Here is a 17,112-nt window from a genome sequence, read left to right as displayed (position 1 = left end):
GCGAGGGGGCTTGCCCCCGTTCGGCTGCGACGCAGTCGTGACAGTGATTAATTCGATATTCAAGTAACCACGGCAGCCGTTTTGGGACCGCTTCGCAGTCCAACGGGGGCAAGCCCCCTCGCCACAGGGTAGCGTTCAGTCTCCGGCGATAAAGCTCACACGCACTGTCAAGCCCGCCTGCTCGCCATCATGCAGACTGATCTGCGCCAGATGCGCGCGGCAAATCTCGCCGACAATCGCCAAACCCAATCCTGACCCGGCGACCTGCTGGTTGCGCCGATAAAACCGCTCGAACACCCGTTCGCGCTCTTCCAGCGGAATGCCCGGGCCGTCATCTTCTACTTCCAGCACCGCTGGCGCCGACACCCGCAGAATCACGTTGCCGCCCGGCGGCGTATGCGCCAGTGCGTTATCCACCAGGTTGCTCAGCAGTTCATTCAACAAGGTCGGCTCACCCCGCAGCCACACTGGCTCATCCGCTTCCAGCGCCAGCGCTACGCCGCGCTTGTGCGCGAGCGGCGCCATGGCCATGCCGAGTTCGCGCGCCAACTGGCTGAGGTCGAGCAACTGTGCGCCCCCCTCGGCAATCGCCCGAGCGCCGTTCTCGACCCGCGCCAGGGAGAGTAATTGATTGGCCAGGTGGGTCAGGCGGTCAGTGTTCTGCGCCGCAGTTTCCAGGGTCTCGCGCCAGGTGTCGGCTTGCGTCGCGCGCAGCCCCAGTTCCAGTCGCGCCTTGAGCGCCGCCAATGGTGTACGCAACTCATGCGCGGCATCGGCGATAAACTGCGCCTGGCGCTCGAACTGCCCGCGCAGTCGCTCGGTAAAGTGGTTAAGAGCGCTGACCAGCGGCCACAATTCATGTTGCACTTCCACCAGTGGCAGCGGCCGCAAATCGTCGGGTTGACGCTCTTCCACCGCCGTGCGCAAACGCTCCAGCGGGCGCAACGCCGCGCTGACTGCAAACCACACCATCAGCAATGCTCCGATGGCCAGCATGCCCAGCCGCAGCAACGTGTCTGCGGCCAGACTGCGCGCCATGCTTACCCGAGCCTCATCGGTTTCCGCCACGCGGATTTCCGCCATGCCGTTCATGTTCGGTTCGCTGACGGGTTTGAGCAGGCTGACCACACGGACGTTCTGCCCCTGATACTCGGCATTGTAGAAACGCGCCAGGGCCGGATAGTCATCGGTGCGCGGCGTGCCCGGCGGTGGCGCAGGCAGGTTTTCGTAACCGGAGATCAGCTTCTGATTGATGTCGTTGACCAGGTAGAAAATTCGCCCGGCGCTGTCATACGCGAAGGTATCAAGCGCCACATACGGCACGTCGAGACTCAGGCTGCCGTCGCGCTCGGACAAGCCGGCAGCGATGGTTCTCGCTGAGGCCAGCAACGTCCGGTCGTACGCAGTATCGGCGGCTTCGCGACCGTTCCAGTAGGCACTCAAACCACTTGCGAGCATCAACACCACCAGCAACACCGCGAGGTTCCACAGTAAACGCCAGCGCAGGCTGCTGGCCTTATGCATCGCGGCTTTCCAGTAAATAACCAAGCCCGCGGAAGGTGACGATGGCAACTGGCTGCCCGTCGAGTTTCTTACGCAAACGATGGACGTAAATCTCGATGGCGTCGGGGCTGGCCTCTTCGTCCAGGCCGAATACTTGCGACGCGAGTTGCTCCTTGCTCATCACGCGACCAGGCCGGGCGATCAAGGCTTCGAGCACGGCCTGCTCACGGGAGGTCAGGGTGAGTAATTCATCGCCGAGGGTGAAGCGTCGGGTGTCCAGATCGTAGGCCAGCACGCCGCAGGTCTGCTGACGTTCACCGCCGAGCACACTGCGGCGCAGCAGGGCTTTGACCCGAGCTTCCAGTTCTGTGAGTTCGAAGGGCTTGGCCAGGTAGTCATCCGCGCCGAGGTTCAGGCCATGCACACGGTCTTTGACGTCGCTGCGCGCGGTCAACATCAGCACCGGCAGGTTTTTGCCCCGCGCCCGCAAACGCGCCAGTACTTCGAAACCATCCATGCGCGGCAAGCCGACATCAAGGATCGCCACAGCGTATTCCTCGCTGCTCAAGGCCAGGTCGGCCGCGACGCCATCGTGCAACACATCCACGGTCAAACCGGTGCTCTTGAGCGCCTGGGCCACACTGTCGGCCAATTGCAGATGGTCTTCGACGAGCAGAACACGCATGGATCTTTACCTCATTCAGGGATGTTCAACGCCAGCCTCTGGCGCGGAGTTTACAGCCGCGTACGTCGCTGTGAAGCCTGAAAAACGCGAATATCCCGGTGACAGGCTGATGAAAGGTTGCTGAAAGGTTCGCCCGTTACAGTCGGGCCACGGATGGTTTGAACACACCATCAACCGTGCTTTGAAATGTAGCTCCCGAAAAACGCCACGAAGCGTTTTCGCCAATAAGAACAATAAAACGAGGTACGCATCATGCTGGCTCCAAAGCTTCAGGCTTGCCCGCCCTACTCTATTCCTCATCTCTCACTATTTACGTGTGCCAGCGCCGGCATTGGCTGCGCAGCGCGAAATCGTCGCACCTGAAACATCCCCAAAAACAACAACTCCCCTGGAGACACCCATGAACCGATCAATGCGCTGTTTCGCCCTCGCCGCCAGTTGTGTGCTGTTTGCCGGCCAACTGATGGCCGAGCCCAAACGCCCTGAATGCATCGCCCCGGCTTCCCCGGGCGGCGGTTTTGACTTGACGTGCAAGCTGGTGCAGAGCGCGCTGGTGAATGAAAAGCTTTTGAGCAAGCCGATGCGCGTTACCTATATGCCCGGCGGTGTCGGCGCTGTGGCGTACAACGCCGTGGTCGCGCAACGCCCGGCCGACGCCGGAACGCTGGTGGCGTGGTCCAGCGGTTCGCTGCTCAACCTGGCCCAAGGCAAATTCGGCCGCTTTGACGAAAACGCCGTGCGCTGGCTCGCGGCAGTCGGCACCAGCTACGGTGCCATCGCGGTGAAAGCCGATTCGCCCTACAAGACGCTGGACGATCTGGTTAAAGCGTTGAAGAAAGATCCGGGCTCGGTGGTCATCGGTTCCGGCGGCACCGTCGGCAGCCAGGACTGGATGCAAACCGCGCTGATCGCTAAAGCCGCCGGCATCAACCCGCGCGAGCTGCGTTATGTCGCCCTCGAAGGCGGCGGCGAAATTGCTACGGCCCTGCTGGGTGGCCACATCCAGGTCGGCAGCACCGACATCTCCGACTCCATGCCGCACATCCAGAGTGGCGACATGCGCCTGCTGGCAGTGTTCTCTGAAAACCGTCTGGACGAGCCGGAAATGAAAGACATTCCGACTGCCAAAGAGCAAGGCTACGACATCGTCTGGCCAGTGGTTCGCGGTTTCTACCTGGGGCCTAAGGTCAGCGACGCAGACTACGCCTGGTGGAAAGATGCCTTCGACAAAATGCTCGCTTCCGGCGAGTTCGCCAAGCTGCGCGATCAGCGTGAACTGTTCCCCTTCGCGATGACCGGCCCGGAGCTGGACACCTACGTGAAGAAGCAGGTTGCCGACTACAAAGTGCTGGCCAAAGAGTTCGGCCTGATCCAGTGATCGCCTCTGTCTAGCGGTTGCGGCTCCGTTTGATCGGGGTCGCGGCGCAGGAGTTTCTCATGCTCGTACAACGCATTTTCGCCTCGGTGCTGTTGCTGGCCTGCATCGGGCTGACACTGATGGCGTGGCCGTACCAGGCGGCTTTTTCCTACGAACCAGTCGGTCCTCGGGCGTTTCCGCTGTTGATGCTCGGCCTGATGGGTCTCGGTTTGCTCTACATGGTGTTTCGTCCGACACCGATCGTGCACAGCGACGATGACCCGCAGCTGGACCGCGACACCTTGGTCAAGATCGGCATCTGCGTCGTCCTGCTGCTGATTTTCGCCGGCACCTTCGAACCCCTCGGCTTCATCGTCGCCAGCATCCTGACCGGCGTACCGATGGCTCGCCTGTACGGCGGTCGCTGGCTGCCCAGTGCCGTGATCATCAGCCTGATGGCGATCGGTCTCTATCTGCTGTTCGACAAAGTCATGGACGTGCCACTGCCTTTGGGCGTGCTCGACGTTCTGGAGAACTGACATGGATACGCTTGGTTATTTGGGTCAGGGCTTCGGCGTCGCGCTGAGCCCGTACAATCTGGTGACTGCCTTGTGCGGCACCCTTATCGGCACCGTGGTCGGGCTGTTGCCGGGCCTGGGTCCGATCAACGGCGTGGCCTTGTTGATTCCGATCGCATTTGCCCTCGGCCTGCCGCCGGAATCGGCGCTGATTCTGCTCGCGGCGGTGTACCTGGGTTGCGAATACGGCGGCCGGATCAGCTCGATTCTGCTGAATATTCCGGGCGAAGCTTCCACCGTAATGACCACCCTCGACGGCTACCCGATGGCCCGCAAAGGCATGGCCGGCGTTGCATTGTCGTTGTCGGCGTGGAGCTCGTTCATTGGTGCATTTATCGCCACCTGCGGCATGGTTTTGTTTGCGCCGCTGCTGGCGAAATGGGCGATTGCCTTCGGACCGGCGGAATATTTCGTGCTGATGGTGTTCGCGATTGTCTGCCTCGGCGGCATGGCTGGCGATCGTCCGCTGAAAACGTTTATCGCGGCGTTGATTGGCCTGTTCCTGTCGACCGTCGGCATCGACGCCAACAGCGGCGTTTACCGGTTCACCGGGGACAACATCCATCTGACTGACGGTATTCAGTTTGTCGTGCTGGTGCTCGGCCTGTTCTCCATCAGCGAGATCTTGCTGCTGCTGGAAAAAACCCACCGGGGTCAGGAAGCGGTGAAAGCCACTGGCCGGATGATGTTCAACTTCAAGGAAGCTTCGGCGGTGTTCGCGGTGAACGTCCGTTGCGGCGTGCTGGGTTTCATCATGGGTGTCTTGCCGGGTGCCGGTGCGACCCTGGCCAGTGCCGTGGCTTACATGACCGAGAAACGCATCGCCGGCGCCAAGGGCACCTTCGGCCAAGGCGACATGCGCGGCCTCGCCGCTCCGGAAACCGCCATCGGCGGTGCAGCCTGCGGCGCGCTGGTGCCGATGCTGACGCTGGGCGTGCCAGGTTCGGGCACCACGGCGGTGATGATCGGCGCACTCTCGCTGTACAACATCACACCGGGCCCGCTGCTGTTCCAACAGCAACCGGACATCGTCTGGGGCCTGATCGCGTCGTTGTTCATCGCCAACACCATGCTGGTGATCCTCAACATCCCGATGATCCGTATTTTCACCCGTATCCTGGCCGTGCCGAACTGGGCGCTGGTGCCGGTGATCGCGATCATCACAGGGATCGGCGTTTACGCAGTGCACGCCACCACCTTCGACCTGTTCCTGATGATCGGGATCGGCATTTTCGGTTACATCCTGCGCAAGCTGGACTTCCCGTTGTCGCCGGTGCTGCTGGGTTTCATCCTCGGCGGTTTGATGGAGCAGAACCTGCGTCGCGCGCTGTCGATTTCCAACGGTGCGCTGGAGATTCTCTGGTCAAGCCCGATCACTTTAGGCGTGTGGGTACTGACCGTGATCATGCTGTTCATGCCGATCGTGCGGATCTGGCGCAAACGTTCGGCTGCCCGGCGCACCCTGGCCGATGTCTGATCGAACACCGTTCGACGCTTGGTGGGGCACGCCGCTGGTGGGCACGCTTGGCGGCTACCTCGCCAGTCTGGTGGGCTGGCCGCTGCCATGGATGGTCGGCTCATTGCTGGCGATCATCCTGGTGCGCTGCCTGACGCCGTGGCAGTTGGCGGAAATTCCCGGCGGCCGCAAGTGCGGCCAATGGGTCATCGGCATCGGTATCGGCCTGCACTTCACCCCCGTGGTGATGGAGCAGGTGCTGAGCCACTTCGGTTTGATCTTCTTCGGTGCGCTGATCACCAGTCTCTCGGCGGTGGTCGGCGTCTGGTTGATGCGGCGCACCGGTGAGGACCGCGCCACGGCATTCTTCTCCAGCATGCCCGGCGGCTCCGGGGAGATGGTCAACCTCGGCGCACGCAACGGCGCGGTGCTCAGTCGCGTCGCTGCGGGGCAAAGCTTGCGCGTGCTGGTGGTCGTACTCTGCGTACCCGCCGCTTTCAAATATCTGCTGGGTGACGGTGCGCCGATGTTTCATCCGGCCGCCGTCAACTGGTGGTGGCTCGCTCTGCTGTTACCGGCAGGCGCAGTCGCAGCGATGATCTGGGAACGTCTTCGGCAGCCCAACCCGTGGCTGTTCGGGCCGCTGCTGGTCAGCGCGGCGGTCAGTATCGGTTGGGATTTGCACATCGGTCTGCCGGCCGGTGGCAGCCAGATCGGTCAGTTGCTGATCGGCAGCGGACTGGGCTGTCATTTCAATCGGCAGTTCTTCCGGCGTGCGCCATCGTTCATGGGGCGGACATTGCTCGGCACGGTGTTGACCATGCTGATCGCGACGGTGGCGGCGCTGGGATTGAGTGCGTTGACACATCTGGATCTGCGTTCACTGACGTTAGGCATGATGCCGGGCGGGATCGCCGAAATGAGCCTCACGGCGGAGACCCTGCAATTGTCCGTGCCGCTGGTGACTGCGATGCAGGTGATGCGTTTGTTGTTTGTGTTGTTTCTGGCGGAGCCGTTGTTCAGGTATTGGAATCGGGATGCTGAATAGAGACCGAGTCGGCCCCATCGCGAGCAGGCTCGCTCCCACAGAATTCGCGATGTAACTGTGGGAGTGAGCCTGCTCGCGATGGGGCCGGTGCTGTCACCGCATCAAACCGGCGGCAACCGCCACTCGATCGGCGCCTCACCATTCTGCTCGAGAAATTTGTTGGCCCGACCGAAATGCCCGCACCCCAGGAAACCACGGTAGGCGGAGAGCGGCGACGGATGCACCGACGTCAGCACCAGATGCTTGGTCGCATCGATCAGTTTCTGTTTGCTTTGCGCATGTGCGCCCCAGAGCATGAATACCAAATGAGGCTGCTGCTGGCTGACGATTTCAATAATGCGGTCGGTGAAAAACTGCCAGCCTTTATCCTTGTGCGCATTGGCACTCGCGCGCTCAACAGTCATGGTGGTGTTGAGCATCAAGACGCCCTGATCGGCCCAGCTCTGCAAGTAGCCATGGCTGGGAATATCGATATTCAGGTCGCGCTTCAGTTCTTTATAAATGTTCACCAGCGACTGCGGCGCCGGCACGCCCGGCTGTACAGAAAAGCACAAGCCATGTGCCTGGCCCGGACCGTGATACGGGTCCTGACCGAGTATGACGACCTTGACCTTGTCCAGCGGCGTCGAGTTGAGCGCATTGAAAATCAGCGGGCCCGGTGGATAAATCTCTTTGCCCGCCGCACGCTCCTGTTGCAGGAAGTTGCGCAACTCTGCCATGTACGGCTGGTCGAATTCAGCACGCAGTGCCTCCTTCCAGCTCGGTTCGAGTTTGATACGGTCGTCAGCAGTCATGGTTACATCCGGCAAAGACAATGGGGCGAACCCTAGGAAAGCCCGTCGCGCTTGTCAATTGATCTGACGCAGATCCGGCACTTTCCAGTACAGCGATCATACTGATCGTTCAAAAACCCGATTGAGGTCACGATGAATCTGCACTTCGAAGAACTCACCGGCACCCACGGCGCACGCATCGGCATCGCCACGCTGGACGCCGAGAAATCCCTCAACGCCCTCTCCTTGCCGATGATCAACGCCCTGCGCGATCAACTGGATGCCTGGGCCAGAGAACCGCAGATTGTGTGCGTATTGTTGCGCGGCAACGGCGCCAAGGCCTTTTGCGCCGGCGGCGAAGTGCGCAGCCTGGTTGAAGCCTGCCGCGCGACACCCGGCGAAGTGCCGCCGCTGGCCGCAAATTTCTTCGCGGCGGAATACCGGCTCGATTTCAACCTGCACACCTATCCGAAACCGCTGATCTGCTGGGGCCACGGCTATGTGCTGGGCGGCGGCATGGGCCTGCTGCAAGGCGCGAGCATTCGCATCGTGACACCGAGCAGTCGCTTGGCGATGCCGGAAATCAGCATCGGCCTTTATCCTGACGTCGGCGCCAGTTGGTTTCTGTCGCGACTGCCGGGCAAGCTCGGTTTGTTTCTCGGCCTGACCGGCGCGCACATGAACGGTCGCGACGCGATCGATCTGGACCTCGCCGATCGCTTCCTGCTCGACGAGCAGCAGGAGGATCTGATTCAGGGCTTGCTGCAATTGAACTGGCAGGAACAGACGCCGATGCAGCTAAACAGTCTGCTCAAGGCGCTGCAACAGGAAGCACTGCCGCAAATGCCCGCCGCGCAGTGGTTGCCGCGTCGCGAGCGAATTGACCAATTGCTGGATGTCAGTGATGTGCGTTGCGCCTGGAAGGCCATCAGCCCGTTGCGCGATGACCCGGACCTGCTGCTGAGTCGCGCAGCGCGAACCCTGAGCGAAGGCTCGCCGTTGACCGCTCATCTGGTCTGGGAACAGATCGTTCGCGCTCGCCACCTCTCGTTGGCGCAGGTCTTTCAGATGGAATACACCGTCAGCCTCAATTGCTGCCGTCATCCGGAGTTCAGCGAGGGCGTCCGAGCGCGGTTGATCGACAAGGATCAGAAGCCACATTGGCATTGGCCGGATGTTAATACTGTGCCGGAAGCGGTGGTGGAAGCGCATTTTCACAAGGCCTGGGAAGGTCGGCATCCGCTGGCGGATTTGACGGAGTATTAAATCGCGGGCACAAAAAAACGGCGCTATGTGCGCCGTTTTTTTTGAGTGTAAATCAGCGGTGACCGCCTCTGCCATCGCCACCACGACCATTGTGGTCACCCCTACCGCCCCGGTTGTCGCGTCCACCATGGCCTCCTCGATAATCGTTACGGCCACCGCGGTCACGCCCATCCCAACCGCCACGACTGCGACCCTCCCAGCCACGATTCTGATGAACCCGGTAATCGGCGCGCGGCGAATGCTGGTAATAACGCGGCGCCGGTTGATAAACCCGCGGCTGGTGGTAATAGCGCGGTGTCGGCTGGTAATGCCGAGCGTGCGGCGCGTAGTACCGACGCGGCGCGGTGTAATAACCACCGTTGGAGTAATAGGCCCCGCCATTCGAATAATACGGCGCCGGGGACGTGTAAACCTCGGAACGGTAGTAGCTGCCTCCTCCATCGGCATAGGGCACGCAAGCACTAACAGACAAACCCAGTACAGCTATCAGAAGAAGTCGGCGATACATGGCGGCCTCCTGGACCGCGAGTGACCACACCAGCGACGCTGGCGGGCGACAGTCAATCAATCGGGGACTGTCGAAAGATAAGACATCGATTTCAGAATCTGGTGCGTTCTCGCAATACGTTGAAACAAGTCGCCGATGAAAGGTTTTTCATCGGTCAGTTCGCGGTTCATCTCAACGCGGTCTGTGTAGAATCCTGAAACACCCGTGATCATGGCTATCAATGAAAACCCCCGACCTATGCCCGGCCTGCGGCGCTTCCAACGACTGCAGCCTGGCTGACCCGCGCACCGCTGCTCGCGCCTGTTGGTGCTACAGCGTCAGCATTGATCCGGCAGTGCTCGAGAAACTGCCGGCGGAGCTGCGTAAAGTCTCGTGCCTGTGTCCGCGCTGCGCTCAGGTCGAGGCACAGCTGCAAACAGTTGCCAAGCCGATCAAGTAAGATGCGCGGCCCTTTCCTGCCGATCGTTTGTCATGCGTGTTGACCGATTCCTCAGCAACCTGCCGCGCTTCAACCGTAAGCAGGTTCGTCTGTTGCTGGTGGAAAAGCGCATCCGGGTCGACGGCAAAATCGTCAGCGATCCCCATGCCGAGGTACGCGAATTCAGCCGCATAGAGATTGATGACGAAATCCTCCAAGTCGGCAAACCGTTGCGCCATTTCATGCTGCACAAACCGGCCGGCTGCGTCAGCGCCACGCGCGATCCCGGACACCCGACGGTGCTTGATCTGATCCATGAGCCCGACAAGGACGATCTGCACATCGCCGGGCGTCTGGACTTCAACACCACCGGCCTGATGCTGATCACCAACGACGGCAGCTGGTCGCGTCGCCTGACGCAACCGCAGACCAAACTGTCCAAGGTGTATTACGTCGAGACCGAACAGGAGATTGGCCCGCAGTACGCAGCCACGTTCAATCAGGGGATGTACTTCGCGTTTGAGGACCTCACCACCCAACCCGCCGAGCTGGACGTACTGGGGCCGAATACCGCGCGCCTGAGCATCGTCGAAGGCCGCTATCACCAGGTGAAGCGGATGTTCGGTCACTTCGATAACAAAGTCCTGCGTTTGCACCGTGAAAGCATGGGCCCGTTGACGCTCGATCCTTCGCTGAAACCGGGCGAATACCGGCCTTTGCGTGCCGATGAGATCGAATTGATCTAAGCGGGATACCGCTCAGCAGAAGTTGTCGAACAATTTACCAACGGCACTTGCGAAGTCCCGTGGCCCCTGCTTGAATCAGGTCGTCAGCCGAATTGTGACTGACGAATCACCCCATACCTCTAAGAAACTTTTTGCCGGTCGAGAACCTTCAGGTTCCGCCTTGTTCCGGCAGATTGCCCGCCAATAACAATACCCGTCGACCGGACTGCACTGGATCGACATGGGCCCCCGAAATTCTCAGGCATATGCCTACCTGTCACAAAGCTCGTGCAATCTGATTTGCGCGCATACCCGCTTGCCAGGAGTCTTATGACATGAGGCCAGAAATCGCTGTGCTGGATATACAGGGTCAGTTTCGGGTTTACACGGAGTTCTATCGCGCAGACGCCGCAGAGAAGACCATTATTCTGGTCAACGGCTCGATGGCCACGACTGCGTCGTTTGCACAAACTGTGAAAAACCTGCACCCGGAGTTCAACGTAGTCTGCTACGACCAGCCCTACGCGGGCCGGTCCAAGGCGCACAACCTGCATGAGAAAATGCTCACCAAGGAAGCCGAAGGGCAGATCCTCCTGGAGCTGATCGACCACTTCGCCGCCGAGCACGTGCTGTCGTTTTCCTGGGGTGGCGCCGCCACACTGGTCGCCCTCGCCCAGCAGCCACGACGCATCGAAAAGGCAGTGATCAGTTCCTTCTCGCCGGAGATCAACGCGCACATGCTCGATTACCTCGAGCGCGGGGTCGATTACCTCGGCAGTCGGGACGGTGGCCGGGTCGGCACTCTGGTCAACAGCACCATCGGCAAACATCTGCCGACGCTGTTCAAGCGGTTCAACTACCGGCATGTCAGCAGTCTGGCCGAGCACGAATACGGGCAGATGCACTTCCACATCAGCGACCTGCTGCACAGTGACCGGCAGTACTTCCTCAAGGCATCAGAGAAAATCAAGGTGCCGGTGCTGTTCGTCAACGGCGAATGGGACGAGTACACCGCCGCCGACGGCGCCCGGTTATTTGCCAACCACCTGCCGCACGCTTCGTTTACAACGGTGGAAGCGACCGGCCACTTTCTCGACATGGAACACAAAGCCGCCTGCCGCGACAGTCGAAACGCGCTGATGGGTTTCCTGAAGCCTGCGCAACAGGCAAGCCGACCGCGTTATCACTACGTTCAGGACCAACATGCATTGTCCATCTGAAAACGTGTCGTCGCGAGCAGGCCTGTTGCTGCACACTATGATTTTTGTAGGAGCACGTGGTGCGGCATTCCGACTTGCCCGCGAACGGCCATCACACGGTTCTCAACGTGGACACAACCTGACGCCAGAGCACTCGGCACAAAGAAAAACTTCATTTTCATGCGCACATCTGGTACAAAGTCAGCCGCTCTGAGCGGGTGTCGTATAATGGCATTACTCCAGCTTCCCAAGCTGATAACGAGGGTTCGATTCCCTTCACCCGCTCCACTGTTTTCAAGGCTTCCAGACGTTTCAGTTTGAGCCTTAGCGTGTTTGGTGACAGTTCCGGTGACAGTTTGCGTGTAAGCGCACTGTTACCAGTGCGAGAATCTGCCGCCCCCCCTCCCCCATAGCCAATTACGTTTTCATGTAGACCCACGGGAAACCAGTATCATTTGGTAAGTTCCCCGGGATGCGCTCCCGCTACGCTGAAAGCTACCTAAAAAGCCATTTCGTTTATTGCGTATTTCGATTATTTCGAATACAAATGCATTCATGTGGTTTCCCATCGGCGGCCACACCTACAGCAAATACATCATTTATGGAGATAGCCATGACTACCGCCGACGTCACCCGGACAGTGCTACCTGATGAAAGGGAAATTGCCGCGGCCGTGGAGTCAAGCCGCCAGATAGCAGCCTTCCTTTCAACCAAACTGGTAACCCAGCGCATCGAACTTGTTGACGGAGAACAACAACGTCAAGTCGTTGAATTGCCGACGTACGCATTTCGCTTACTAGGTGAAATCCTTAGCGAGCTTGCGTTAGGCAATACAGTCAGAGTTGTTCCTATTCATGCCGAGCTGACCACACAGGAAGGGGCAGACCTGCTTAACGTTTCAAGGCCTCACCTAGTCAAGCTGCTTGATGATGGAGTGATGCCGCACACCAAAACAGGCCGTCATCGTCGAATCAAGTTTGCTGACTTGATGGAATACAAAAACCGACGTGAACAAGACAGTCACGCGATTCTGGATGAGCTAGCCGCTCAGGCGCAGGAGCTGGGGATGGGGTACGAATGAGGCATTCACCTTACACGGCAGTTTATGATGCGAATGTTCTCTACCCTGCACCTTTGCGTGATTTTTTAATGCGTCTTGCACTGACCGGTGCGTACCGCGCGCGCTGGTCAGCGCAGATCCACGATGAATGGAAGCGCAATCTATTGTTGAACCGGACAGATCTCACGGTTGATCAAGTAAATCGCACGTCGACGCTTATGGATCAGGCCATCCCAGATGCTCTGATCACTGACTACCAATCGATTGTTGTGGGTTTGGACCTCCCGGATGCAGACGATCGGCACGTTCTTGCCGTAGCGATCAAATGCAATGCTTCCGCAATCGTCACCTTCAACCTCAAAGATTTTCCTAAAGCTGCGTTGGATCCTTGGGGGATTGAGGCTCTACATCCAGATGAATTCATCGTCGACCTGTGGGACCTGGACCAGGCAGCCGTTGTTGAGGCAGCGCAACGGCAACGCGCGTCCTTAAAAAATCCGCCACACAGTGTCCGGGATTATCTCGACAAACTTCTGCAACAGAAGCTACCCGAAACAGTGAAACTGCTCCGCAATTTTGAGTATGTGCTCTAACCGGTCGCAGTATTCGAGGATATGGCCATGCCCTGCTGAACGCGTCGTCAAATTTGTCATTTGCGAAGATTTTTCCAGGCTGTCGCAATCCTTCACGTAGACCTTGTGCCTGTTACTGAAGGCAAGCTTGCCAATCAGTGTTTTCAGCCCTGCAGCGAAGACCTGTCGGCGTACCATCACATACACTGGCCCGCGATAGAGCTATGACGCTCATCTGCCCGGTGCCACGCTGGATCGTGCGAACTAGCAGACCTGGCATTCGTCAACGGGTGTCGCTCTTTGCGGCCCTGGCGCTCAGGCCTGCGCCATAGCTGTTGTTCTCATCGGCAGCATTGCAGGCGGGGTCGCAGCTGATACGTTCGATGCAGAACTAGAGGAGCTGGCCCATTGGGACATATTCTGACGCTTGCGGAACGAGCGAAAATTCAGATCGCACTGGCAGAGGCCTTTGTGGATAGCTCAGTGGACTACGCCCTCTATCGCCGAACGAATCCTAGGCTATGACCTAAAAGTCGTTGAAGACATCAATGAATAGACTTTCAGCCCATCAACCTATGAGTCCGCGAGAAATTCAGTGGTTATGGTGTTGATTAAGAAAATCAGGTAGGTATAGCAACCACCGATGCACGCCACATGGAGGTGATGTGAACAGTCGTTTTTGATTAGCTGATTGTTGCTGATGGTTGGTATCTGGTTCGAATCAGAGGCAGTCACCATCATTTCAAGCATCCGAGCAAGCCGGGGCTGGTGACGGTTCCTCATCCGAAAAAGGATCTGCTCAAAAAAACGGCTTTGAGTATTTTGCAAACAGGCGCTGCTTTGACGATGTCGGACGCGGCGACTAAAGAGGACAATCACATGCTTTACCCGATTGCGATTTCAATGGGCGATGAGGATCACGCGTGGGGCGTGGAGGTGCCAGATATCCCGGGCTGTTTTTCGGCTGGTGATGATCTCGATGATGCGATGGCGATGGCTCGGGAAGCCATTGAAGGCCATTTCGAAATCCTGGCAGAGGACGGTGCGTCGATACCGACTGCGAACAAAGTCACTTTGCATGCAAGCAATCCGAAATACGCGGGCTGCACCTGGGCTTTGATCGATATAGACGTCACCAAATATTTAGGCAAAGCCCAGAAGCTGAACATCACCCTGCCTGGTTACCTGCTCAATCGCATTGATGAATACGTTCTGCATCATCCGGAAGAAAAGAGCCGTTCAGGATTTCTGGCTTCGGCGGCGCTGAAGGTGTTGCAAGGGAGCTGATGGCTTTTGCCCCACATACGACCGGCCACGATGGGCCGGTTTTTTTATGGGCGGGATTTGTCGGGCTGCTGATGTCTGCTGTTGAGTGCACATCACATTTGGGTGGGTGATTGCGCTCTCCCCGCAGCCCGAAGCGTGAAAAACCGTTGAATAGGCAACGTCCTACACTACTCTGGGAATTGTCCGTACACTTGCGCATTGCTGTGTTTTTGTCTCGAAGCCTATAGTCCGGTCACGCCCAAATGGCGTGTCGGGTTTGGCGACTCGATGATAAGGCAAAGAAACCTCCGGGCATGCTCGGAGCGTTTCTAGACGTATTTTGCTACCAGTTTTTGGTGGCTGTGCGTGGGAGATCTTCGGGTCTGCCGGTTTGTGCCTTATCCGGTTCGCCAACCCGCGTACAGCTACCACCCATTGTTTGGCGACGAAGAGTGGTAGGTGATTTCACTCACTTAAAGGCAATCACTCATGAACGAATATATGGCTTTAACCAGCAACGCCGACGACCTCCCCTCGCTCTACGTAAACACTACCCAACCGCTTCACTCTCTGCTAAGCACCGCCCGCTACCGAATTGACGCGGTGACGCAGGTGCTCGAAAACCTCGCAATGCGCAGCGACATCAATACCGATTCGGTCATCCTCAGCGACTTTGCAATGCTGTGCTGCATACCGCTGCGCGATGGTTGCGATGTGCTGGATGTGGTGGCGCGTCGGATGGATGCAGAAAAGTAGATCGTCTATCAGGGCGCCTTTAGAAGGCGCCCTTCGCGTTAAACGCATACTCGAACAATGCTCGAAAGGGGCGACCAGGCTTGTGTGCCAATAACCATTACGACTCTGCTCGTTAGCGTTTTCCCATAAACCACCTAAATTAATATCAAATTTCACATCCTGTTAGCGTTTTAAATCCCCACAGAAATTATCGTTTTCGCATAGTATCGACGTTCTGTTAGCGTTTTAACGAGCGCAATAAAGGATTTCGCCATGCAAGTCGGTTTCATGACCCTCGCCAGTCGCTACGGCATCGCACTCGCGCAGCCTCTGCGGGTTGAGTCCACCATCGGCACCGCACGCGTCAGCCGCGAGGGCGTCGGGCATGTGCAGAACAAATACCCGTCCAGCTATCGGCCGGCGGACGATTTTGCAGGGCATTTCGAATTCGGCCTCAAATACGAGGAGATTCATCTCGAGTTCCTTGCTCGCCTGTTTGCGAAAACAGGCCCGCAGCCGATAGAAGACTGGTGTCGACGGGAGCCTTTCGGCCAGTACGCGCGTCGCACCGGGTTCCTTTACGAATGGCTCAGAGGAGAACGTCTGGATGTGCCAGACGTGACCAATGGCGGCTACGTCGACGCCATTTCTTCAAAAAGTTACCTGACTCGCCGTGACCCAATACGAGCACGACGTTGGCGAGTCAATAACAACCTGCCCGGGACAGCTGAGTTTTGCCCCGTGGTGCGGCGCACCGGAGCGTTGCAGGAAGCTTTGCAATTTGATCTGCGCGCAGCACTGGCTGAGCTGGATCAAACCTTCGGCCCCGATATTTTGCTGCGCACCGCCAGTTGGCTGACGTTCAAGGAATCGCGCGCGAGCTTTCTCATCGAAAAAGAGGCTGATCAGGCCGACCGCATCCAGCGGTTTGCGCATGTCATCGCTCAGCACTGCGGGCATATTGAAAACCCGTTGAGCAACGCCAGTCTGCAATCCCTGCAAGCCGGGATTCTGGGGCAAGACGCGATCGGACTGGGCTTGCGACGCTCTCCCGTGTTTGTCGGTCAAGCGACGATGCGCGAAGACATCGTTCATTATATTGCACCCCATTGCGCTGACCTCGCGCAGTTACTGGCAGGACTTAACGAGTTCGAGGTCGCAACCCGTGGAGCGGAGTCACTTGCACGTGCTGCGGTATTGGCATTTGGCTTTGTGTATATCCATCCCATGCGCGATGGCAACGGTCGAATTCATCGCTTCCTGATCAATGACACCCTTATTCGGGATAAAGCGCTGCCCGACGGTGTGATCCTGCCGGTGTCAGCCACCATTACCAGCTCGATCGATTTCAGGGCCGGCTACGATCGAACGCTCGAAGTGTTCTCGCGACCGTTCATGCGACGCTACGCGACAGCCTATCGGTTCGGTGAACTCGTGACGTACGAGGATGGCACGCCCAGCAACTTCCTCTTTGATGATTACGAAGACGCGCGCTTTGCCTGGCGATATCCGGATTTGACCGAACACGTCCTGTACACCGCAAACGTCGTAAAGCACACCATTCGAACGGAAATGGCGGATGAAGCCAGGGTGCTGGTGATCTTTCAGCGAGCTCAGGAACAGTTGAAAGAAGTGCTAGAGATGCCCAATCAGGATGCGAACCGGATCATTCGCTCGATCAAAGAGAATGGCTGGAAGGTCTCCGGGAAGTTGAAGAAAGGCTATCCGCAACTTGACGATGACAGTGTTGCACAACGCGTCGTGGAGGCTGTGCGTTCGGCGTTTGAAGAAACGCCTTGAGGGGCGCCCTTCGCGTCTAAACGCGTACCCAAAGGCACCCGATCTGTAGCAGCTGGCGAAGCCTGCGTCTGGCTGGAATCGCGTTCGAATATCGCCTCGTCAACCCGAGCTTGAGGTCGTCAGAAATACCGCGCCTTCTGGCTTGACGGCTGCTACGCAGCCG

17 protein-coding genes, 1 tRNA gene and 1 pseudogene are annotated in these 17,112 nt (G+C 58.2%); 15 read left to right on the top strand and 4 right to left on the bottom strand.

The features are described 5' to 3' along the window. Positions 1-135: 135 nt before the first annotated feature. Together DU29_RS0113680 and DU29_RS0113675 are read right to left on the bottom strand one after the other, a co-directional pair. Entirely contained in the window at positions 136-1,524 is a 1,389-nt protein-coding gene (locus DU29_RS0113680) for a sensor histidine kinase (RefSeq protein WP_028622231.1), read from the bottom strand. Further along, positions 1,517-2,188 (bottom strand): response regulator, encoded by a 672-nt coding sequence (locus tag DU29_RS0113675; protein WP_028622230.1) that lies wholly within the window; start codon positions 2,186-2,188, stop codon positions 1,517-1,519. The genes DU29_RS0113680 and DU29_RS0113675 overlap by 8 nt, the downstream gene beginning before the upstream one ends. Positions 2,189-2,588: 400 nt before the next feature. On the opposite strand from DU29_RS0113675, the gene DU29_RS0113670 reads away from it, so the two are divergent. From DU29_RS0113670 to DU29_RS0113655, 4 genes are read left to right on the top strand one after another with little or no spacing between them, the layout of a single operon-like run. Then, entirely contained in the window at positions 2,589-3,566 is a 978-nt protein-coding gene (locus DU29_RS0113670) for a Bug family tripartite tricarboxylate transporter substrate binding protein (RefSeq protein WP_028622229.1), read from the top strand. A gap of 59 nt (positions 3,567-3,625) precedes the next feature. Continuing rightward, complete coding sequence (locus tag DU29_RS0113665) at positions 3,626-4,084, top strand: tripartite tricarboxylate transporter TctB family protein (protein ID WP_028622228.1); 459 nt, start codon at positions 3,626-3,628, stop codon at positions 4,082-4,084. A gap of 1 nt (position 4,085) precedes the next feature. After that, complete coding sequence (locus DU29_RS0113660; RefSeq protein WP_028622227.1) at positions 4,086-5,600, top strand: tripartite tricarboxylate transporter permease; 1,515 nt, start codon at positions 4,086-4,088, stop codon at positions 5,598-5,600. Continuing rightward, entirely contained in the window at positions 5,593-6,627 is a 1,035-nt protein-coding gene (locus tag DU29_RS0113655) for an AbrB family transcriptional regulator (RefSeq protein ID WP_028622226.1), read from the top strand. The genes DU29_RS0113660 and DU29_RS0113655 overlap by 8 nt, the downstream gene beginning before the upstream one ends. A 101-nt stretch (positions 6,628-6,728) precedes the next feature. Here DU29_RS0113655 and ung read toward each other — a convergent pair whose 3' ends face one another. Beyond that, positions 6,729-7,421 (bottom strand): uracil-DNA glycosylase, encoded by a 693-nt coding sequence (gene ung, locus DU29_RS0113650; protein WP_028622225.1) that lies wholly within the window; start codon positions 7,419-7,421, stop codon positions 6,729-6,731. A gap of 132 nt (positions 7,422-7,553) precedes the next feature. Between ung and DU29_RS0113645 the strand changes: the two genes are divergently transcribed. Beyond that, complete coding sequence (locus DU29_RS0113645; protein ID WP_028622224.1) at positions 7,554-8,666, top strand: enoyl-CoA hydratase/isomerase family protein; 1,113 nt, start codon at positions 7,554-7,556, stop codon at positions 8,664-8,666. Positions 8,667-8,718: 52 nt separating this feature from the next. Here the strand turns inward: DU29_RS0113645 and DU29_RS1000000131440 are convergent, their stop codons facing one another. Then, positions 8,719-9,174 (bottom strand): hypothetical protein, encoded by a 456-nt coding sequence (locus DU29_RS1000000131440; protein WP_081832485.1) that lies wholly within the window; start codon positions 9,172-9,174, stop codon positions 8,719-8,721. A 220-nt stretch (positions 9,175-9,394) separates the two neighbouring features. Here DU29_RS1000000131440 and DU29_RS0113630 point away from each other — a divergent pair, with 220 nt between their 5' ends. The 10 genes and pseudogenes from DU29_RS0113630 (at position 9,395) to DU29_RS0113585 (ending at position 16,949) form a co-directional block, all read left to right on the top strand. Beyond that, positions 9,395-9,613 carry a cysteine-rich CWC family protein gene (locus DU29_RS0113630; RefSeq protein ID WP_028622222.1) on the top strand — a complete coding sequence of 73 codons (219 nt, stop codon included), beginning with the start codon at positions 9,395-9,397 and terminating at the stop codon, positions 9,611-9,613. A 32-nt stretch (positions 9,614-9,645) separates the two neighbouring features. Beyond that, positions 9,646-10,338, top strand: a complete 693-nt coding sequence (locus DU29_RS0113625; RefSeq protein WP_028622221.1) for a pseudouridine synthase — start codon at positions 9,646-9,648, stop codon at positions 10,336-10,338. A 314-nt stretch (positions 10,339-10,652) separates the two neighbouring features. Next, positions 10,653-11,537 carry an alpha/beta fold hydrolase gene (locus DU29_RS0113620; protein ID WP_028622220.1) on the top strand — a complete coding sequence of 295 codons (885 nt, stop codon included), beginning with the start codon at positions 10,653-10,655 and terminating at the stop codon, positions 11,535-11,537. A gap of 193 nt (positions 11,538-11,730) precedes the next feature. Beyond that, positions 11,731-11,804, top strand: a tRNA-Gly gene (locus tag DU29_RS0113615). A 325-nt stretch (positions 11,805-12,129) separates the two neighbouring features. Then, positions 12,130-12,597 carry a helix-turn-helix domain-containing protein gene (locus tag DU29_RS0113610; RefSeq protein ID WP_028622219.1) on the top strand — a complete coding sequence of 156 codons (468 nt, stop codon included), beginning with the start codon at positions 12,130-12,132 and terminating at the stop codon, positions 12,595-12,597. Continuing rightward, the gene (locus DU29_RS0113605; RefSeq protein WP_028622218.1) at positions 12,594-13,169 is read left to right on the top strand and encodes a PIN domain-containing protein; all 576 of its coding nucleotides are present in this window, start codon (positions 12,594-12,596) and stop codon (positions 13,167-13,169) included. Before DU29_RS0113610 ends, DU29_RS0113605 begins: the two co-directional genes overlap by 4 nt. A gap of 666 nt (positions 13,170-13,835) precedes the next feature. Then, positions 13,836-13,964 (top strand): annotated as a pseudogene (locus DU29_RS1000000133525) (type II toxin-antitoxin system HicA family toxin); the annotation flags it as partial. Between the two features lie 63 nt (positions 13,965-14,027). Then, the gene (locus DU29_RS0113595; RefSeq protein WP_028622217.1) at positions 14,028-14,435 is read left to right on the top strand and encodes a type II toxin-antitoxin system HicB family antitoxin; all 408 of its coding nucleotides are present in this window, start codon (positions 14,028-14,030) and stop codon (positions 14,433-14,435) included. Positions 14,436-14,903: 468 nt separating this feature from the next. After that, positions 14,904-15,170, top strand: a complete 267-nt coding sequence (locus DU29_RS0113590) for a hypothetical protein (RefSeq protein ID WP_028622216.1) — start codon at positions 14,904-14,906, stop codon at positions 15,168-15,170. A gap of 252 nt (positions 15,171-15,422) precedes the next feature. Further along, positions 15,423-16,949, top strand: a complete 1,527-nt coding sequence (locus DU29_RS0113585; protein ID WP_028622215.1) for a Fic family protein — start codon at positions 15,423-15,425, stop codon at positions 16,947-16,949. Positions 16,950-17,112: the final 163 nt, after the last annotated feature.

The sequence above is a fragment of the Pseudomonas sp. Ant30-3 genome, from assembly GCF_000690905.1.
Taxonomy (GTDB): domain Bacteria; phylum Pseudomonadota; class Gammaproteobacteria; order Pseudomonadales; family Pseudomonadaceae; genus Aquipseudomonas.
This window is presented reverse-complemented; position numbering and strand designations above follow the sequence as displayed.